At 60.2% G+C, this 19850-nt stretch carries 14 protein-coding genes; 8 read left to right on the top strand and 6 right to left on the bottom strand.

What is annotated here, in order from left to right:
* The first annotated feature begins 786 nt into the window (after positions 1–786).
* The 3 genes from NZK35_RS29615 to NZK35_RS29625 are packed head-to-tail and all read left to right on the top strand — an operon-like array spanning position 787 to position 3730.
* Positions 787–1914, top strand: coding sequence for an ABC transporter permease (locus NZK35_RS29615; protein ID WP_259636146.1), 1128 nt, complete (start codon positions 787–789; stop codon positions 1912–1914).
* Complete coding sequence (locus NZK35_RS29620; RefSeq protein ID WP_259636147.1) at positions 1911–2687, top strand: ABC transporter ATP-binding protein; 777 nt, start codon at positions 1911–1913, stop codon at positions 2685–2687. The genes NZK35_RS29615 and NZK35_RS29620 overlap by 4 nt, the downstream gene beginning before the upstream one ends.
* Complete coding sequence (locus NZK35_RS29625; protein WP_259636148.1) at positions 2684–3730, top strand: HlyD family secretion protein; 1047 nt, start codon at positions 2684–2686, stop codon at positions 3728–3730. The genes NZK35_RS29620 and NZK35_RS29625 overlap by 4 nt, the downstream gene beginning before the upstream one ends.
* 534 nt (positions 3731–4264) lie before the next feature.
* Here NZK35_RS29625 and NZK35_RS29630 read toward each other — a convergent pair.
* Entirely contained in the window at positions 4265–5044 is a 780-nt protein-coding gene (locus NZK35_RS29630; RefSeq protein WP_259636149.1) for an N-acyl amino acid synthase FeeM domain-containing protein, read from the bottom strand.
* A 712-nt stretch (positions 5045–5756) separates the two neighbouring features.
* Between NZK35_RS29630 and NZK35_RS29635 the strand changes: the two genes are divergently transcribed.
* Together NZK35_RS29635 and hemL are read left to right on the top strand one after the other, a co-directional pair.
* Complete coding sequence (locus NZK35_RS29635; RefSeq protein ID WP_259636150.1) at positions 5757–6311, top strand: hypothetical protein; 555 nt, start codon at positions 5757–5759, stop codon at positions 6309–6311.
* A gap of 197 nt (positions 6312–6508) precedes the next feature.
* Positions 6509–7810 (top strand): glutamate-1-semialdehyde 2,1-aminomutase, encoded by a 1302-nt coding sequence (gene hemL / locus NZK35_RS29640; RefSeq protein WP_259636151.1) that lies wholly within the window; start codon positions 6509–6511, stop codon positions 7808–7810.
* Between the two features lie 429 nt (positions 7811–8239).
* Here hemL and NZK35_RS29645 read toward each other — a convergent pair whose 3' ends face one another.
* The 4 genes from NZK35_RS29645 to NZK35_RS34810 form a co-directional block, all read right to left on the bottom strand.
* Positions 8240–9694, bottom strand: a complete 1455-nt coding sequence (locus NZK35_RS29645; protein WP_259636152.1) for a sensor histidine kinase — start codon at positions 9692–9694, stop codon at positions 8240–8242.
* Positions 9695–10030: 336 nt separating this feature from the next.
* On the bottom strand, positions 10031–11359 hold the full coding sequence (locus NZK35_RS29650) for a protein phosphatase 2C domain-containing protein (protein WP_259636153.1): 1329 nt from the start codon (positions 11357–11359) through the stop codon (positions 10031–10033).
* 175 nt (positions 11360–11534) lie between these two features.
* Positions 11535–12140 (bottom strand): nitroreductase family protein, encoded by a 606-nt coding sequence (locus NZK35_RS29655; protein ID WP_259636154.1) that lies wholly within the window; start codon positions 12138–12140, stop codon positions 11535–11537.
* A 178-nt stretch (positions 12141–12318) separates the two neighbouring features.
* Complete coding sequence (locus tag NZK35_RS34810) at positions 12319–13824, bottom strand: serine/threonine-protein phosphatase (protein WP_259636155.1); 1506 nt, start codon at positions 13822–13824, stop codon at positions 12319–12321.
* A gap of 399 nt (positions 13825–14223) precedes the next feature.
* Between NZK35_RS34810 and NZK35_RS29665 the strand changes: the two genes are divergently transcribed.
* Together NZK35_RS29665 and NZK35_RS29670 are read left to right on the top strand one after the other, a co-directional pair.
* Entirely contained in the window at positions 14224–14877 is a 654-nt protein-coding gene (locus tag NZK35_RS29665; protein ID WP_259636156.1) for a hypothetical protein, read from the top strand.
* 352 nt (positions 14878–15229) lie between these two features.
* A complete protein-coding gene (locus NZK35_RS29670; protein WP_259636157.1) occupies positions 15230–17695 on the top strand; it encodes a TolC family protein in 2466 nt (821 codons plus the stop codon).
* Between the two features lie 411 nt (positions 17696–18106).
* On the opposite strand, the gene NZK35_RS29675 is transcribed toward NZK35_RS29670, so the two are convergent.
* The gene (locus NZK35_RS29675; protein ID WP_259636158.1) at positions 18107–18469 is read right to left on the bottom strand and encodes a hypothetical protein; all 363 of its coding nucleotides are present in this window, start codon (positions 18467–18469) and stop codon (positions 18107–18109) included.
* Positions 18470–18557: 88 nt separating this feature from the next.
* Between NZK35_RS29675 and NZK35_RS29680 the strand changes: the two genes are divergently transcribed.
* Entirely contained in the window at positions 18558–19730 is a 1173-nt protein-coding gene (locus NZK35_RS29680) for a hypothetical protein (RefSeq protein WP_259636159.1), read from the top strand.
* Positions 19731–19850: the final 120 nt, after the last annotated feature.

Below are 19850 nucleotides of genomic sequence, written 5' to 3' on the forward strand. Positions count from 1 at the left end.
GGGCGGCCTAATTTCTTGTCACCCATTTTCCTGTCGCCTTCGCATTCACCACTCCAGTTTTTCTGCCCTCCATTTTTCTGCCAACTCTTCCCCCAACATTCAGGATGCTGCCCTGCTTCGCGATCGATTCTGTCATCGTTAAGCCCGCGCGAGTTCTTTACCAGCCGTCGCTTGGGCACAGCGAATCGAGTCGTGAAGTAGCACATTGTGTGTCCAAAACGCGGGGCGTCGAATCTCACCGGAAAAGTTGTTCTGGGTACTGATGCCCGACTCACTCCGCTCTCTTCATCGTCAGCTTGCAATGAAACCCTCTTTGACGGTTGATTTTGGTTTAAACGTTTAGGGGGGATGCGTCAAGATGTGTCGTAAGCCGAATTTGTATATGGACTTACGGTCGGTAGATTTGGTTGACAGGTGAGTAGGTGCGGTGGTCGAGTAGCCCGCCCCGAAACCCTGGCGGGATCGTTGCGATGGCGCAATCGGATTGATCAGGGGGCGATGCGATTTGCCGTTGGTCGGGGCTGGCTCGTGCGGGGCCAGTTGGCTGTTTTTTGACCAGCCCGTTTTTTGACCCCAGCTGATTTGTGGGAGGATTGGGGCGGGCCACGTGCCGTTGCGGAGTCGCAAGCTGGAAGCGTACGCCACTTGGAGGATCGCAAGCTGGAAGCTAATACCACTTGGGGGCTTGTGGGATGGACTAGAAATGTTCAAGTTTGACGGTTAAGCTGTCGATGACAACAGGGAATCCGTTCGCCATTTAGCTCCTTTCCCCTAATCACCTGTGCGATGCGTTGGAACCTTGCCTATCGCACTCTTTTTCATGATCGCGGCAAATTAATTGCCGGATTGGTCGGGGTGATCTTTTCGGTGGTGCTGGTGAACATCCAGGGCGGCCTGTTCTTTGGCTTGGTCAACAAGGCCAGCATGCTGGTGGACCGCAGTAATGCGGACATTTGGATCGGTCATCGGGGAATGCACAATGTCGACTTCGCGCACCCGATTCCTGAACGCTACCGCTATACCGTAGCTGGAGTGGAAGGCGTTGCAGAGGTGCAGCCGCTGAAGCTTCAATTCGTCAATATGGCGTTGCCGGGAGGCAAGTACCAGCAGGTGTTATTAGTGGGGGTCGCCGAATCGACCAATCTAGGAAGAGCCTACTCGATCGTTGATGGACCGCAGGACGCGATTAACAGAAACGACGCAATCATTTTGGATCGGTGCGACGACGACAAGCTGGATTCCCCGCAAGTGGGAGAGCTTAGAGAGGTCAATGGCCGCCGAGTGCGTGTCGCAGGGAAGAGTAATGGGATTCTCAATTTTCTAGTCACGCCCTACGTTTTCGCTAACTACGACGATGCCATTGAGATTGGTGGTTCGAATCCTGATGAAACGTCCTATCTGCTTGTTCGTTTAGCGCCAAATGCGGATTGTCAAAGAGTATGTCGAGACATCCGAACGCTTCTTCCCGAGCTTGACGTCATGACATCCGATCAGTACGCATCACTCAGTATCAATCATTGGATCACGCGTACCGGACTGGGGCTTAGTTTTGGTGCCGCCACCTTACTCGGATTGTTAGTAGGCTTGGTGATGGTCGGCCAAACCCTTTATGCGATGGTGCTGGACAGAGTAGGTGAATATGCCACGCTGCGAGCAATTGGCTTGGGCGAACGGGAACTGCTTAGCATTCTTGCGTTTCAGTCTGCACTAGTCGCTTCGATTGGAATCGCCATCGGGATGGTCATTACCATCATTCTGAAAACGCTTCTCAGCTCACCGAAAGCGACGATCGAAATTCCGTTGATGCTGTACGTCGGGTGTGGCGTGTTGATTTTCGCGATCTGCTTGTTCGCGGCCGGCTTGCCGTATCTCCGCGTCCGACGTATCGACCCCCATACGGCGTTGCAGTCATGACCACCACGAACACCGGCACGACGGCCAGCACGCCCACCGATGTGCCTGTCGGTGTTCAACCTGGCCAGGGACCTGCGTCCGGGCAGAAAACGTCTGCGATTACAAATCACGCGTTGGAAGCCAAGGCGATCGCGAAATCGTACGTGATCGGTGGCCAGTCACGCCCGGTGCTTGACGGCATCGACTTCCATGTCGATCCGGGGGAATGCGTCTTTTTGGCCGGGCCCTCCGGAAGTGGAAAAACGACCTTGCTGTCGATCTTGGGGCTGCTGCTGACATCCGATTCCGGTCAGCTCCTTCTCAAAGGTCGCCGCGTTGACCGATTGACGGAGGTGGAACGCACGCTGGTGCGGCGCGAGCGGATCGGATTCGTGTTCCAGCGATTCCAGTTGATCAACGGATTGACAGCGGAAGACAACGTGTCGATTCCCTTGACGATGGACGGGATGCCGCTTCGTGAAGCCCGTGATCGAGCGGGCGCATTGCTGTGCCGAATGGGACTGGAGGATCACCGCAAAGCCCTGCCGACGTCGATGAGCCCCGGCCAATGTCAACGCGTGGCGCTGGCCCGTGCCGTGATCAACGAACCGGAATTGATCCTGGCCGATGAACCGACGGCGGCGCTGGATGGGAAATCGGGACAGGCTGTGATGGAGTTGCTGCACCAGTTGACCAAAGAGTTCGCCAGCTCGACCGTCGTCGTGACGCATGATCCGAGGATCTACCAATACGCCGATCGAATCTGCGAAATGGAAAACGGGAAATTCAAATGAGACAGCTCTTTCTCGCCGGAGCTTTCGCGGCACTCGGGGCAGGTATTCTGTTCATTGCCGATCAGCACGAAAAGGCGAATGATAACCCAGTGTCTCGCCCCGAAGTCTCGCACCCCGTCGCGGTCAAGGCCTCGGTCCACGCGGCCGGACGCATCGAAGGCACGACCGAAAACGTTCTGATTCGCCCCCAGTTTCCCGGCCGGATCCAATCGGTGTTGGTGACACGCGGTAGCCGAGTCGACGAGGGCCAGGTGTTGTTCCGGCTGGAATCAAAACGCTATGAAGCCCAGCGTGACTTGGCGGCAGCGATGCTGTCGGCGGCCCGGGCCAATCGGATGCGGCTGATCGCCGGGGCGCGGGAGAGCGAAATTGAAGCGGCGAAGCAAGAAACGGTTGCCGCGGAGGCGCGCTACGAAAGTTCGCGAACTCGATTCGAGCGTGCCAGCAAGTTGTTAGAAAGGAACGCCATCAGCTCCCAAGAGCTGGAAGATCGTCGCGCCGATCACGACACCAACCTTGCGTTGTTGTTGGCCGCTCGAGAGCGGTACGAAACGGTCAAGGCAGATCCTCGCCTGGCAGATTTAATGGCGGCCGATGCCGAGATCGCGTCCGCCGAAGCACAGCTGGAAATGGCCGAAATTGATCTGCAACGATGCTCCATCGTTTCTCCTTGTCCGGCGACCGTGTTGGCAGTGGACGTCAACCCCGGTGAATGGATCAGCCCTGAGATGCCCCAGGCGGCGTTGGTACTGTCCAATACCGAACGTTTGCGTGTCGTGGCTGACGTGGACGAACGGGATGCGCTAACCGTCCGGCCGGGCCAGTCTTGCGAGATCTCCATGGATGCGTCGCCCGGACAGTTTTTCCAGGGAGTGGTCGCGGAAATTGAACCCAGAATGGAACCGAAAAAGATCTACGGGGGCTGGGCAGGGGAACGCAACGAGACGCACACGCGGCGTGTGTGGATCGATCTGACGACAGAAGTGACCTTGCCGATCGGTCTGCCAGTTGAAGTCATGATTTCAGGCACGCCGAGCTCTTAGTCGCAGCTCGCTTGTACCGCCCGGAAAGTCGCTGGGATGCTGGCGAATTCGATGGGGAATCGGGAAGCGTTGGCAGAAAGATGGGGGCCAGGAAAGCCGGGAAATGGGCAAGACGATGGGGGCAAAACGATGAAGACTGGAAGGCAGAATGATTCGGGGCAGAATGATGAAGAGGGGAGGCAGGATGGGGGCGGGTGATTTTCTTGTCACCGATTTTCCTGTCGTTCTTTCATCCAACACGCCCGTTTTTCTGCCAACTCTTCCCGCCCCTTCAGGCAACGCTGTGAAGCATTTTTAGCGGTAGGGCGCGAGCGGGCTGTCGATTTAGTCGGGATCTGCTGAGTCAATGGTGAGCCGCTGGCCGTAAGGCCTCGGGCAGCGCCTCGATGCCCGGCCGCTTGCGCGTCACGGCTCGCAAGCACGACAGCCCGCGAGCCTTCCGGTAGGTTGGCAGCGATGAAGAGCCGGAGGGCTCGCGCCCTGCCGCTAACACCTCGTAAAACACAGAAATTAAATGCTTCACAGCGTTACCCTTCAGGATGCTGCCTTCGCCTGGTAGCGGTCGCGGAGGCGGGCGTGGAAGGCGTTGGGTTGGGTGATGTCGGCGCGCATGTACTGGCCCGGTGATCCGCCGACTTGCTCGCACGCGAAGGGCTTTCCGATCGGTTCGGCTCCGAACACCCGCCGGTACAACTTGGCGTGCCGCGGATGCACGATCGCGTCCAGGTGCGTCAGCCCCATCTGTAGTGCCGTCCGGTGCATGCAACTGGTCATCTCCAGAAACACCGTGCGGTAGCCCGTCGGCGTGTCGCCGGACCAAAACCACGAGTGATCGATGGCCAGACGCGTGATCCGGCCGATCGCATGGGCGCCAGTACGCTTGGTCATCGCCGCATGCGTGTCGGGCACCATTAAGGTCACCGTGCCGCAGATTTGTTCAGGTGCTTGCAGCCGATCCATGGACCGATTGGGAATCGATCGCAACTTGGCATGGCGAGTCTGTTTCGGATCGGCGGAGTAGTACGCCGAGAAAACTATCGGTCGCCAGTTGGTGATCCGCGTGGACGGATCGGATGGACTCGCCGGGATCTGCGGCAAGCTGAGACTGTCAAAGCTGGGCGTCTGTTGGTTGGCTCCTTGCAATCCCGCTTCACGATAGCGATGAATCCAGAACCGCTGCGCCCGGGCCAGCTCTCTCGCCGAGGTCGCTTGGACACAACGAATCGAGTCGTGTAGATGAATGGTGTGGGCGCCCCTCGCTGGGCGCCGAATCGTGCCGGAGAAGATCGCTCTGGTTTCTGGTGCCCGACTCATTCCGCTCTCTTCGTTTTCTGCTTGCAATGCAACCAACCTTGACGGTTAGGCGTGGTTTAGATGTTTAGGGAGGATGCGTCAAGACGTGTCGTAAGCCGAATTTAGATAAAGACTTACGACGGGAAAAGTTGGTTGACAGGTGAGCATGTGCGGTGGTGGAACCATCCGCCCCGATAACCTGGCGGGATCGTTGCGATGGCGCAATCGGAATGATGATGGGGTGGCGGGATGGGCGGAATGTTGTGGTGGTTGGGTGGTCTGTGGGCCTGTGCGGTGGACACGCAGATATGTTTTGACCAGCCCATTTTTTGACCCATGCTGGCTTGTGGTGTTTTGGGGGCGGGACACGTGCCGTGGCCGGGATCGCAAGCCAGGGCTTAGGCCAGAGGGCAAGCTGGGGCTTGCCGGAGACGCAAGCTGGAAGCTTACGCCACTGGGGGCAAGCTGGGGCTTGCCGGGGGACGCAAGCTGGAAGCTTACGCCACTGGGGGCAAGCTGGGGCTTGCCGGGGGACGCAAGCTGGAAGCTTACGCCACTGGGGGCAAGCTGGGGCTTGCCGGGGGACGCAAGCTGGAAGCTTACGCCACTTGGGAGCTTGGGCCACTGGGAAGCTTGGGCTGCTTGCGAGAACGCTTGCGGGGGGCGGGGCTGTTTTGGTAGACCCGAATTTCGTTGCGTTCGTTGTTTATTCTGCTTGGTGAGGCACGTCACAATGCTCGGGCAAAATCTGTCTGCCGGTGAACAGGATCAGTTGGCCGAACTACTGAAGTTGGATCGGTTTCGGCTGAAGATGGTCTATTGGGATCTGCCGACGCCGGCGATGGCGGATGTTGCGGGCGAATACGACGCCCAGTTGCTCGACCAGGGCGACCGATTCGGTGCCTTCCTGACCCGTGTCGCGTTTGGTTCCAAAGGCCCCTGGGTCGGCAAGGCTTTCCGTCCGCTCTCGCATGCCGATGGCGAGGGCTACAACGCTTTCGGGACCGTGGATGATCGAAAGGCTCTGTTGCCGATGGACACGTACATCGACCATTCGAACATCGTGCCCGGCAATTCGTACATTCTGGATTACCGCAGCAAGAACCGCGGACCGATCCGATGGCTCCGAGGAGAGCTGCGCCAAGTCACCGCCAACGTGCTGTTGGGAATCGGAACGTTCGGCCCGCGGGCGAGACGATTGCATAAGCTGCGTCGCGTGATTCCGTTCGTGCTGGTCCGCAGCGATCGAGAGTATTTGAGTGGCGAGCGGGTGCGGATCTCGGCGTGACCGAGTGGCGCGCGGGTGTTTTCAGCCTACGAGCGAGCGGCGCGTGTTGAAGTTGAGCATCGATCACGCGCCACTGGCTGACGCCACGTGCTGGGATGGTGGCGTGCCGGGATGCGACGTTTGGCCGGGTTTCGTCCGATCCCGGATTGGCTGACAATGACGTGGTCACTTTCCCCGAATCAGGACCATTTCCAACCATGACTCAAACCCGTCACTCCGCAGGGCCGAAAAGCGTCGCCGCGTTCGAACAAGCTTGCAAACTCATGCCCGGTGGCGTGAACAGCCCCGCGCGTGCGTTCGGCGCCGTCGGTGGGACCCCGCTGTTCATCGATCATGCCGACGGGCCGTACTTGTTCGACATCGACGGGAATCGCTACATCGATTACATCGGATCCTGGGGCCCGATGATCTTGGGCCATCGATCGCCTCCGGTCATCGAGGCGATCGAAAAAGCGATCGCCAAGGGCACCAGCTACGGCGCGCCGACGGAAGCCGAGTCGCGTCTGGCTCAGCAGATCATCGACGCGGTGCCGAGCATCGACAAGGTCCGACTGGTCAACAGCGGAACCGAAGCGACGATGAGCGCGATCCGGGTGGCACGCGGCGCCACGGGACGACACAAGGTGATCAAGTTTTCTGGTAACTACCACGGTCACGTCGACAGTCTGCTGGTCGCCGCGGGCAGCGCCGCGGCAACGCTCGGTGTGCCTGACTCACCGGGCGTCACGCCGGGAGCCGGCCAGGATACCCTGGTCCTGCAGTACAACGATTGTGATGGGGTCAAGAACGCGTTCGCAACGCACCCCGGTGAAATCGCGGCGGTGATTTTGGAACCGGTCGTCGGCAACATGGGCTGCGTCCCGCCGACGATGGAGTTTTTGGAAACGCTCCGCGCCGAGACGCTGTCGGATCAATCGATTCTGATCTTCGATGAAGTGATGACCGGTTTTCGCTTGGCCTACGGGGGCGCCCAAGAACGATTCGGCGTGGTGCCGGACATGACGACGTTGGGCAAGGTGGTCGGCGGCGGGATGCCGCTGGGGGCCTACGGCGGTCGGGCGGACATCATGGACAACGTGCTACCGGCGGGCAAAGTCTTTCAGGCGGGAACGCTGAGCGGAAACCCGGTGGCCGTCGCCGCGGGCAGCGCCACGTTGCAGCAACTGGTCGAAGATCCGCCCTACGAACAGCTCGACGCCATGGGCGACCGCTTGGCCGGTGGCGTCCATGCCGCGGCAACCAAACACGGCATCCCCCATCAAGTCCAACATGTCGGCAGCATGTTGACACTGTTTTTCAACGCGCGTCCGGTGACGAATTGGCCTGAAGCCGATCGCAGTGACCGAGACGCGTTCGGTCGATACTTTTGGGGGTTGATCGAAAAAGGCGTCTACATGCCGTGCAGCCAATTCGAAGCGTTGTTCTTCAGCAACCAACACACCGAAGCCCTGATCGACGAGACGATCGACGCGGTCGATCAGGTGTTGGCGGGGTTGTAGGGGAGCGTCGCGGATGGAGTTTCACATTAGCGGGATGCGTTACGGCCTGTTGATTTAAGCGGGATCTGCGGAGTCAATGGTGAGCCGCTGGCCGTAAGGCCTCGGGCGGGCGCTGAAGTGCCCGGCCGCTTACACGTCGCGGCTCACTCAATCGACAGGCCGGTTAGCGAGCTGCGCGTGGGTGAGGGGCGACACAACGGAGTCGCGGTATTACGGTCAACCGCCCACCGGATGCTCTACGACCAGTGAGATGGCTCATCCCCAGCCCTTCTCCCCCACAAATCGACAAGCAAGCTTGTTAACGATTTGTGGGGGAGAAGGGTGCCAGATCCGTCAGATTCCAGATCGACGTCCCAGACCATTTAAAACACGCGACACTGGCTGACGCCACGTGCTGGGATGGCCGCGTGCTGGGGTGGTGGGCGTCCACTACGGCGTGTTTTCGGGTTTGGCGATCGGCAGGGTGACGACGGCCGAGGTGCCTTGGCCGGGGGCGGAACGAAAATTGAGCGAGCCGCCTAGCTGGGAGACGACGTTGCGGGTCAGGTAGAGTCCCAATCCGATGCCGCGTCCCGGTTCTTTGGTGGTGAAAAAGGGGTCGCCGACGCGGCCCAGGATTTCGTCGCTCATGCCCTGCCCCTGGTCGGTCACGATGAATTCCACGTTGCGTTGATCGAGCCTCGATTCGACTCGCACCCGTCCGTCGACTCCGCTGGCATCGAGCCCGTTGTGGATCAGATTACGAATCGCTTGAGCGACCGCTTCTTCGGGCATCCAAAGCGTTTTGTTTTCGACGTCTTCGGTGCCATCGACCACGTCGACGCGGTGGGGATCGCGGACGCCTTCCAGTGTCGCATCGATCAGCTCACCGACCGTGGTCCGAAACCATTCCTGGGCCATCGAGTCTCCGGCGGCACCCCGCATCCGTTGCAAGATATGGCGGCACAGATCGAGTTGATGGTCGATCAGCTTCAGGTCCTCGTCGACGGTCGCCGGTTTCTCCACGCCTTCGAGGTGCCGCGTCAGTTCACGCGCCACGACATCGATCGTCGAAAGCGGCGTCGCCAACTCGTGGGCCGCGCCGGCGGCGAGCGTCGTCAACGATTCCAGTTTGCGGTCGGCGGCCTGAGCCAGTTGGTTTTCCCGCAGCTGTTTTTCTCTCGCCCGCAACAATCCACTCGTACGCGTCACAAAGTACGTGACGACCGAGGCACAGGTCGTGAACGCCAGCATCAACCCGAGTGTTCGAAGATCAAATCCGTTCGAGACGGTTTCCATCCCCAGTTCCTTGACCGGAATGCTGTACCGCAGAATCAATGCGTAACCGATCGTTGCGACGACGGTCAACGACCAAGCCGCCTTGGGCCAGATCATCACGCCGCCGACCGCCAAGTTGACGAAGTAGAAAAAACTGAAGGGGTTGGCCGCGCCGCCGCTGAAGTACAACATCGCGGTCAGCGTCGCGAGGTCCAGCAACATCAATCCCAACGCGACCTTCTGCACCCGCGGGGATCCATCCTGCTCCAACGCCGCAAGCTCGTGATCGGAACCCCAACGTTGCGCGGGGCGGGACGCAGCCTCCGGCGATTCATCGCGGTGTCGTGGGTCGGCCACGTCTTGGTTGGACAAACCTTGAACATGGTTCTGGGGGCCGTCGTAGCGGCGCAGCCAAATGCCGTAGATCACGTTGGTGACCGCCGTCAAACCGACCAACCCCAACAATGGAACATAGGGCAGTTGGACACCGATGCCCCAACCGGCAAACAGGATCGTGACCAATTGGCCGGCGACGGCAAACGACCTCAGATGCAGCAGCCACGCGGAGGAGCCCAGTCGCGCGGCGGGAATCAGCGGGATGGCGAGTCGGGAGGTGGACTGGTTCACGCGAGGTGGGGTGTTTGTTGTTAGCGGTAGGGCGCGAGCCCTTCGGTCTTTCAATGTGCTATTGAGACGCGACCGGACGGCTCGCGCCGTTCCGCTAACACCTTCAGTGCAATGCAAGTGACACGCCGTAAGCCGGAGGCTTACGGGGGTCGTAAGCCGGAGGCTTACGGGGGTCGTAAGCCGGAGGCTTACGGGGGTCGCAAGCTGGAAGCTTACGGGGGTCGCAAGCTGAAGCTTACGGGGGTCGCAAGCTGGAAGCTTACGCCACTTTTCGCAAGCTGAAGCTTGTGGGGGTCGCAAGCTGGAAGCTTACGCCACTTGGTTTTCTGTTGGGCTTCAGTGGTCGATGGCGGTTTCGTCGGCGGAGCGATTGTGCTGTTCGCGGAGCTGATGCATCGTTTCGACGATCGCTTTGGCTTGCAGATGGATCGCCGTTTTTCCGTCTCCGCGGTTCATCGCCGCCATGCCGTCTTGTTGAAACTGATCGATCTGTGCCCAGTCCATCATCCAGTTCTTGAGCTTGGCGGCTTCGCGCAGTTCGTCGACAGTTTGTCCCAGTCGATCGAACAACGTCTGGTCGGGCTTGGAGGCGTAACGTCGATAGGGTGCGTTCCCGCCGTAGGCTTTCGGGATGCCACCTCGTTTGCCGTTTCCGGCGGCATTACGCCGCCGCGTCTGTTTTTTCAGGTTGGAATAAAAAGTGGCGGCAATCACGCCGGAAACCAGGGCACCGAACAGCGTCGCGATCATCGCTCCGTCGTTCAAACGCAGGAACAGGAAAACGACCGAAAGGATCGCCAGCAGGATCGCGATGACCAGCGAAATCACCATTCCCCGCTTCATCGAGGCGTCTTCGGATGGCTTTTTGGGCAGCGGTTGCTTGTCGTCGAGCAGCGGGCCTTCGGTGACCGTCGCGACGACGATGGTCGTGTTGTCCGGGCCGCCGCGCAGGTTGGCCAAATCGACCAACACTTCGACCGCTAGCTCTTCCGGCAAACAGTCCAACAACGTCGCGATCTCGACGTCATCGACCTGTCCGGACAAGCCATCGCTGCAGAGCAAAAATTTGTCGCCCAGCTCCAATTCGAAGGGGCCTTCGACGTCGATTTGCACATCCGAGTTTGGTCCCAGCGAACGCGTGATCACGTTCTTGGGCAACGCTTGGCCGAGGGCGCTGTCGGGATGCACCTGTCCGCTCGCCTGGACTTCCCAGACCAAGGAGTGATCAAAGGTCATCTGTTCAAACACACCGCGTCGCAATCGGTACACGCGAGAATCGCCGACATGGGCGATCACGCCGCCGATCGGCAGCAGCGCCAACGTGCTGGCGGTCGTCCCCATGTTGTGAAACTCGGGGTTCTGTTGTCCGCGTTGATAGATTTCCGCGTTGGCTTCGCTGACTGCGACATGCAACGAATCTTTTGCGTCCGCCACCGCGGTGCGAAAGTAGTTCATCGCGATCAATTCGGCCGCCATGCTGCTGGCCAACTCGCCGGCCGCGTGAGCTCCCATCCCGTCGGCCACGATAAACAAATGCCCACGGCTTTCAAATCGCTCACGCGACTGTGCGGGGATGACCGAGTGCGAGTCTTGGTTGTTGGTTCGGCGCATGCCGACGTCGGTGCGAGAGGCACAGACGACTCCAGGGTTCCAAGATTCCGACACCGATCGATTTTCCAGCTGTGGCGTTTAAATGCAGGGGTGATTCGCGGCGGCCCGCGCCGGCGGCAACACCTTATTGTATTTCGATTTGATCGCTGTACCTAGTCGCCGCCCCACTGCCGTGTCGCCTGGTCCAAAGGTGCGAGCATCAAAGCGGGCGTGTTGGGGGCGTGCACGATCACTTCCAGTCGACTGAATTTCCCCATGATCCGCTGAAGACGTGTTGGGAAAGTGGATTGCGTTTTCGTGCCGCAGCCTCTCGTTTGGCCAACTCCTGTTCGGTGTCGTCGCTCGGTTCGGATGTCTTGGGATAGCCGATCGCGATCGCGGTGGCCGGTTCGAATTCTTCCGGAATCTGATATTCGGTACGGATTTGGCTGAGATTGACGCCGGCCATCTGATGGACCTGCAATCCGATCGCGGCGGCTTGGAGGGCCAGGTGTGCGGCGGCCTGTCCGAGGTCGTGCAAGGCGACGCGGTTGGGGTTTTCGTTGCGTGAGAACGTTTTTCGATAGGCCGTCAGCACCAACACGCCGGCGTCCGACGCCCACGATTGATTCGCCTCCATCAGGCAACCGAGCATCTTTTCAAACCCGTCGCTGTTCTCGCGTGTGGCGACAATCCAGCGCCAGGGTTGCTCGTTAAAACTGCTCGCGGCCCAGCCGGCGGCTTCAAAACACTGTGCCAATTTCTCTTGCTCGACGGGGCGGGGGTCGAACCGGTAAGGGCTCCAGCGCTGATCGATCGGGGATACGAGCTCCCGCAGCGTGGGATTGGGCGTCATAGGAAACGGAGGATGAGTGCGGGAAGGTAGAACGAGGCCTGGGTAGCCCCCGGTGGATTCACCGGCGAGGCGATGTCTGGAATCGCAATTTGATTCTCCAGAGAATACCCTCGCCAGTGGCGCGGCTTTCACAGCATACCGTTTTTATCCGGGCCAGGGTCGTCCGCGGCCGCAAAAATCAGCCTCGTCGCCGTGAAAGCGACAAAAGTCCGCGCTCGTGACGATTGGGAAAACCCGCCATCTCACGCCGCAGGACCGGCAACGGGTTTTCGTCGGTCTGCATTGCCGATCGCATGCAACAGCCCACCAGTTCTTGGCTGATGCCGTCCAGCTTCAATCCTTGCCCGAACGTGACCAGCGTTTCGCCTTCGGCCAAGTGAAACGTCGACTCGAAAGACTCGACGTCGATCGCGGCCGCCAGCGGGCGTCCGCCGGTTTGCGTCAGCGGTCGATACCCGTACTTGCCGGCGATCAGCCCCGAAATCTCTCCGGCCGACGCGACTTCGCCCTCGCCGGTCTCCGGATTGATCCGTGCGTACAACAGTGAAACCAACTGATCGGCGGTATTGGTTTCCCACAGCGTGTCGCCGATGCGTTGCAACATTTGTTGGGGCGTGTGTTGATAGCCGCTGTGTGCGGTCAGCGCCGCCCGTGCGGTGGCGGCGATCATCGCACCGCCGGCGCGGCGGTCGAGCGCTTCGGCCATCGCCAAAATCAACGACCCATCGGGCAGGACATCCCACACGTGCCAACCGGTCGACCAGTCGTGTGGCGATTCGATCATCCCGTCGACCAACCAGCCCGGTGCCAACACGTTGCCGAGCGGCAAGGACGAATACTGCCAGGCGGCGATGTCGGCAATCGCTTCGACCGCGTGACGGCTTCGCTCTTCGCGGCGGACCGTCGCCGCCGAAGAAAGTTCGAGCGTGATTTGCGAGGATGCCATTTGCGCGATCGCCGAAAACGACGCGTCCAGTTGCCGCGGTTCGTTGGCGAACAACCAGAGCGTGCCGATCGGCAAGTCACCTTTGTAGATCGCCGTGCAAACCGCTGCGCCGAAGGGTTCCGGCGGCGTCCAGGTTTCTGCGGCGATGCCATGCAGGTCTTCCATCAAGACCGCGTCTTGGACCATCGCTTCCAAATCGGCGCGGCTGCCACGCAACATCCGCGGCTCGCTGCTCAATCGTTCCGGCGGCAAACCGACCACCGCGCGGGTCTTCAAGTATTGGGTCTCGTCATCGAGCATGTAGATCGCCGCGGCGTCAAACCCCGCCGCTTGGATCGCCCGCTGAAGCGTCAGATGGACGGCTTCAGATGCGGCCTCGCTGCGTTTGGGTGAGAACTGGACCGTCGCCTGACTGGCCAGTTCGATCTCTTGGCGGCGGACCAGTGATTCGAGCTCCTCGATTTCCTTGGACATCGCCCGGGCAACGCTGGCCAGTTCCGTCGCGTTCTCCTTGACGACCGGCGGCTGGGACTGGGCCGGGTCATCGGCCATCACGTCCATTTGCACCGCCGGCAACACTTCGACGTCGTCGCTCTTGTGCCGGTGATCGATCCGCCATCCGGTCGCGGCAGAAAACGCGCTCCAAAACTGGTCGCTTGAAGAGTGCCCATGGCGAGTCGCTGCGTGTGCGTCGTCGCCCAGGTGAAGTCGAAGATAAGACGGAACAGGTGTGGTCACGAGAAATTACTCTGGCAAAAGGAATGCGTAAGACGAATGAAATCGCTCGGAATCCCGAGTCGAGTGCTGCCTGGCGATCCTTGCCGTAAGGGTCGGATCGTCTTCGGGAGCAATCGCGCTGAACGGATTTGCCAGCAAAGTTTCCGGAGTCTGCCAAGCTGCCACGCCTGGCCGGAATGATCGCTAGGAACGTCGCAAAGGGTGCTCAAAGCGAAATCCAGCATAGAACGATTCACCTGGCCGAATCTAAGGACAGGACGAGTGCGATCGCTCGACGCGCGGCCAGGACGGCCGCATCGACGCAACCAATGCACTCCGACCGACCGGCCTCACGTGTGGCCTCCGTCGCGGGCCGGGAAAGCACGCCGACATTCGACTCACCGGGAAAAGGACGTCCCCATGACTCAACTCAATTGGAACTGTGTTTCCACCTCGCTCCGATCGCGTGGCATCCGATCACGTAGCGTCGCGGCGCTGGCCGTGTTGACGGTCGCGATGACAAGCGTCGCCACCGCACATCACCCCGATCGCGAATCCCGACCGGTTCGGCAGCGCGTCGATCTGATCGGCCCGCTGGGTAATCGGCTCGATCCAGGCTATCGCCGCGTCTACAACCGACCGACGTACTGGGGAGGAAAGATCGCGTACCTGATTGCGCCGACCAGCCAAGAAGCGATGGCGTGGCACCGCGCCGAACATGCCGGCGCCTACGAAGCGCCCAAGAAGCACATGCGGCTGGAGCAGCATTATTTCTATCCCAAGCCGTACCACGCGTTGACCGTCGGCCCACGGCGATCGACGGCGTCGGCGACGAACGCCCCCGAGTCGATGCCGGAGATGCTGGAGACCGAGCCGCTGACGCCGAGCGTTGACCCATTGCCCGAGCCCGCGGCGGATCCGCAATTGGAACTGCCTGAGATTGAGCCCAACGAGGAAGTGGGTTCCGCGTCCGACGCCGGCGACTTTTCCTTCTGGGATGTTCAGGTTTCCAACGCCGAGCCAACTCCTTCCGGTGTGACCTTCGCTGAACTGGTCAGCGGCTCGGAGCAATAGAACGACAGCGAATCGAGTATCCCGGAGGGATTTCAGCGAGTAGCCGGAGGTCAGCGCAGCGCCACCTCCGGGAAGCCTCACCTCCGGCTAATGGCTTTCACCCCTTCGGGGTGGTGTTCGCTGACGAACCCGCTCGATCTCCAGAATTTTCGCTAGAACCGTCAAAGTTTACCCACTCAGCCACCGATATCCACTCTTGGACAAGATCTCTCACGGTTTATGACGTAGTGAGCCGGAGCGATCTTGGTGGGGGGCTTCCGTTTGGACTGCTCGCGATTGACTTCATCCTTCGATGTGATCCTCCTTCACGATCGAAAGGTGACCGAAATCGCGGCCTAGGGAAGCTCAGGGCATGAATCGCTCGCTGTTTCGTATCGCTACGCACCTGCAACTCGTTTTGGCGATTGTATTGGCGACTGGATGTACGCCGACGCAACCGTTCTTTTTGAACGAGTCGCCGGACCTGCAACATTACCTCAATACCGCCACGTCGATCGAGTATCCGGACGTGGAGGTTGCCAGCATGCCGGAGACGACTCAGTCGTTGCCGCCGCTGACGGTGGGGAATCACAACTACGAATTCTGGAATATGACGCTGGAAGAATGCGTCACGATGGCGCTGCAAAATGCGCGGTTTCTGATGACGACCGGCGGCAACGCCGAGACGCGTCAGAACATCGCGGCGCAGTTCGTCAGCGGTTCGCCGGGGCAATTCGGCAGCGTTTACGACGTCGCACTCCAGCAAACCACGACTCAGTCGATTCCGATCACCACCGACGGCAGCGGCAACCGGTTGCTGCCGCGCGGAGCCGTTCGGGCCAACCAGATCGGCGGTGTCGAGGACGCCTTGGCTGAATTCGACGCGATCGTCAGCGGGTTCATCGATTCGTCGACCACCGACCGGCCGCAAAACGTCGGCGACGGCAACACGATCAACCGCCAATTCTCGGTCGCACAGAACTCGACTCAACAAGCCGCGCTCAGCAAGCGACTGGCCACCGGTGGTGTCGTGACGGCACGTCAACAAGTCGTCTACTCGCGCAACAATACCGAACTGAGCAGCATCTCGCGTCTGTTCGCCAGCGACTACACCGCGATCGCCGAAGTCCAAGTCCAGCACCCGCTGCTTCGCAATCGAGGCACGTACATCAACCGCATCCCCGTCATGCTGGCCAGCATGAACGAAGACATTTCGATCGCTACGTTTGAACAACAGATTCGTAACCTGGTCCGTGACGTCGAAGTCGCCTACTGGGACCTGTACCTCAGCTATCGAGCGGTCTCCACCGCTACGATCGCCCGCGACAGTGCTCAAGCGACCGCCGAATTCACCAAACTGAACATGGACGCCGGCACGGGGACGATCCAAGAATTGTCGCAATCGGTCGGCCAATATTGGAACTTGCAACGTCGTTTGACCGCTGCACTGAACGGATCCAACCTGCCCGGTGACGATCGTTTCGGCGTCTACGGTCGCGAACGAGCCTTGCGTGAGTTGCTTGGATTGACCGCCACCGACGGACGACTGATCCGACCGATCGACGAGCCGACCCAAGCACGTGTCGAATTCGAATGGACCGATTCGGTCGCGCAAATGCTGTACCTGAGCCCCGAGCTGCGAAGCCAAAAGTACTCGATCAAGCAAGCCGAATTGGAGCTGGCGTTGGCTAAAAACCAGATTTTGCCCGATGTCAACTTGTCACTGCTGTACCGCTTCGTCGGGCTCGGTGACACACTGGGCCCGCCCGGTGGCGACAACTCGTTCCCCGCCGTCGGCAGCAGTGCGTTGGCCGGGCTGACCAGCGGAGACTACCAGGAGGGCGTGGTGCGGTTGGAGTTCTCGATGCCTGTCGGACTTCGACGCGAACTGGCCCGGATTCGTCAAACTCAACTGACGCTCCGCCAGCGACAAACGTACCTGCAAGAATCCGAGCGATTGGCCGTCAGCCAGCTCAGCGACGCGATCGGCAAATCGGCCAGCCACTTCGCACAACTGCAAGACGCGGCCAACGAATGGCAAGCCGCCGAGCAAGAAGTCGACGCGCGATTGCTGGAGTACCAAAAAGGACTCAGCCCGGTGAACGTGGTGCTGCAAAGTCAACAGCGTCGTGCCGAAGCCCAGATCAGTTACTACCGTGCCCTGGTCGAATACAACAAATCGATCAACTACGTCGACTACCTGCGTGGCACCTTGTTGGCCAACAGCAACATCGCACTGCGGGAAGGCCCGTGGAACAGCAAGGCCTACTGTGACGCCCTGGAACGTGCCCGCGAGCGATCGGCCGGCTACGAATTGCAATACGGAGTGACGCGTCCCGGCGTGGTTCGGCGAGGTCCGGTGCAAAACGCCGACGCAGCCGTCCAGATCATGGGCTTCAGCGATTCAAGCTCCGGAGAACTCCACTCGCCCGGCCAAGCCGGATCGATGGGGTTGTTCGAAAAGTCCTACAACGAAGTGGCTCCGGTCGAGGACCTTCCGCTGGATCAGTTCGGATCGCCGAGCGAAATGCTCTCCCCCGATCCGATCAATCCGCCGGTCATGCCGGTCCCGGATCCTTCCGTGACCGATCCCGAGTCGGCTGCCCCGATGCCGGATGCACCGGCACCGACGGCACCGACGCCTGGGTCGGCCAGCCAAAGCATCCTGGTCCCGGGACAGCCGTCCGGTCCGATCGCCCCGATCAGCTACCAGACCGAACGGGTGATTCAACGACCGGCGGCCGAATCGACCGAGGCTACTTCGGGGGCTCCGATCCCGGTGCGTCGCAAAGCGATCCCCAAAACTCCTCATCGGGTCGCTGCCCCACCGGCGCGTTGACGCCTAACTCTTCTTCCCTGCACCTGTTCACATCAATCCATCCGTAGGGCGGAGGAACCGTGTGGCCGTTCCCGAGACGCTTCGGGAGTAATGGGCGGCCATGCCAACGACTAGCTCGAGTCGCACTCACAAGGTGCCTCGGGCTTTTCGTCGTGAAGAAGTGGCGTAAGCTTCCAGCTTGCGTTCTCCTCAGCTTGCTGAGGAGACTGGGTGCAGCAGTGGCGTAAGCTTCTAGCTTGCGTTCTCCTCAGCTTGCTGAGGAGATTGGGGGCAGCAGTGGCGTAAGCTTCCAGCTTGCGTTCTGCTCAGCTTGCTGAGGAGATTTGAAGGTGGCTATTGGGGGCAAGCTGAAGCTTGCCGTGGGTCGCAAGCTGGAAGCTTACGCCACTTGATGCTTAGGCCACTTGTTGCTTAGGCCACTTCGTCGTAGATCAGTTCGTCGGCGATCCAGATTCGAAATCGGCGAATGCGTAGACCGCGGGTGAAGTCGATCTCCATGCGGCCGGTGCGGCGGGACGGGTCGACCGACTCGGGCAACCTGAATTCGGCCTCCTTCTTCAGGTCCAGCCAGCTGATTTGGCCCCACACCCGCTCGCCGGCGATGTCGATCGTCTGCCGGAACCACCAGCCCGAATAAACGAACTCGGTCGCGACCGGGTGCCGTATTTCGACCACCCGATAGAGGAATGCACCGTCCTTTCTGCGGGAATGATCCCCAAAGTACCCCTTCTCCAGGGGTGCGGCGGCTGTGACGGAATATGGATTAATGATCAATCTGTTCGCTTGCCCGAGGAAATCCCTCAAGCTAGTATGACTCACCGGTTCGTCTTTTACCCAGTTTACCGCCTGTCAGAGTTCTCCGATGCGTTCTTCCCCACTGACCCTCGCGCTTGCGCTGACAAGTCTGTTTCTGACAAGCTCTATCGTGCGTGCTGACGGAGACGGACAGCACCTGCTGGTCCAGCAATGGGTCGCGGCGAGCCCCGAAGGCCGGATCGATGCGGTGATTGTAGCGCCGGACGTTCCAGCGGACACCCTCCAAGCGGGCAGCGTGAAAGTTGCCCTGGTCTCCCAAGACGGTGCGATCTATCGGGCCCAACGCTCCGCCGAATCGAATGTCGAGTATTCCTTCGTCGGCGTTCCCGCCGGTGTCTACACCCTGGTGACCCGTGGCCCGAATCTGGCCGCATGCTATGCCATCCATGTCGTCGAAAGTCAGGACGAAGCGTTGGATCCGCATCATCATCGACTGGAAATCGGCACCGCCCCGATGCGAATCAACAAGGTCCGAAACGCGGTCATCCGCTACATGCCCTCGACAATCCCCTTTGTCGCAGATTTCGGCGGCGCGGACGGGCTCAAAGCCATGTCGGCGCTGCACGCCTCAGGGACGTTACGCGTCGCACAAACCGCCGGTGGGCTCCGAGGCCGTATTTATCGTGCCGGATCTACCCAGTCCCAGCTGACCGGTGCTGCCGAGACCAATGTGCTGTTGTACCAAAACCGCGAGCTGATCTCGCAGGCGATCACCGGCGAGGATGGCACGTTTTCGATCGATACGCTGCCCCCAGGGTCCTACTCCTTGATCGCGATCGGCCCCGATGGGATCGGCGTGGTCGGTTTTCAGCTGGTCGAAGAAGTGCTGGCCCGCCGCGGTTCATCCGACGGTGACGGGAGTCGCTTGGTCGCCCTTCAATCGTCGACGTCCCAGCCCCAGTTGGAATTGCAGCTCGCCCCGAGCGGATTGGAATCGCCCGCCATTGATGAGCTGATTCAAGATGAAGTCTCGCAGCCCGAAACGCTTCCGCCAGGCGAAGCCGGACTGCCTGTCGAACCAGGCGCCATGCAAGGTCCTCCCGGTGGCAGTGTCGCCGGTGGTGGTGGTGGCGGTGGCGGCGGAGGTAGCCTCGGAGGCCGCGGCAGCCTACTGCCCGTGCTGGGATTTGCCGCTGCCGGAGCTGCCGTGGCGGCTTCTTCATCCGATGATGATGACGCCTTTGCGGCGCCCCCGGTCACCAGCCCGATCACTCCGTAATGGTCGTGTCGAGCGGAAACAGGGATTCGACAACCGTTGGTGTTTTTAGCCTTTAGGCGATTCCCCGTCGCTGCGTCGCAGCGACAGTGGGCGGTCCCTAAGGCCCAATACCGCTAAGTT

The sequence above is a fragment of the Stieleria sedimenti genome, from assembly GCF_025060895.1.
In the GTDB taxonomy this organism is placed as follows: Bacteria; Planctomycetota; Planctomycetia; order Pirellulales; family Pirellulaceae; genus Stieleria; species Stieleria sedimenti.

What these genes read in the sequence shown, in the direction of transcription:
- NZK35_RS29615 (WP_259636146.1), top strand. Translation starts at nt 787, where the DNA reads ATGCGTTGGAACCTTGCCTATCGCACTCTTTTTCATGATCGCGGCAAA.
- NZK35_RS29620 (WP_259636147.1), top strand. Translation starts at nt 1,911, where the DNA reads ATGACCACCACGAACACCGGCACGACGGCCAGCACGCCCACCGATGTG.
- NZK35_RS29625 (WP_259636148.1), top strand. Translation starts at nt 2,684, where the DNA reads ATGAGACAGCTCTTTCTCGCCGGAGCTTTCGCGGCACTCGGGGCAGGT.
- NZK35_RS29630 (WP_259636149.1), bottom strand. Translation starts at nt 5,044, where the DNA reads ATGAGTCGGGCACCAGAAACCAGAGCGATCTTCTCCGGCACGATTCGG.
- NZK35_RS29635 (WP_259636150.1), top strand. Translation starts at nt 5,757, where the DNA reads ATGCTCGGGCAAAATCTGTCTGCCGGTGAACAGGATCAGTTGGCCGAA.
- hemL (WP_259636151.1), top strand. Translation starts at nt 6,509, where the DNA reads ATGACTCAAACCCGTCACTCCGCAGGGCCGAAAAGCGTCGCCGCGTTC.
- NZK35_RS29655 (WP_259636154.1), bottom strand. Translation starts at nt 12,140, where the DNA reads ATGACGCCCAATCCCACGCTGCGGGAGCTCGTATCCCCGATCGATCAG.
- NZK35_RS29665 (WP_259636156.1), top strand. Translation starts at nt 14,224, where the DNA reads ATGACTCAACTCAATTGGAACTGTGTTTCCACCTCGCTCCGATCGCGT.
- NZK35_RS29670 (WP_259636157.1), top strand. Translation starts at nt 15,230, where the DNA reads ATGAATCGCTCGCTGTTTCGTATCGCTACGCACCTGCAACTCGTTTTG.
- NZK35_RS29680 (WP_259636159.1), top strand. Translation starts at nt 18,558, where the DNA reads ATGCGTTCTTCCCCACTGACCCTCGCGCTTGCGCTGACAAGTCTGTTT.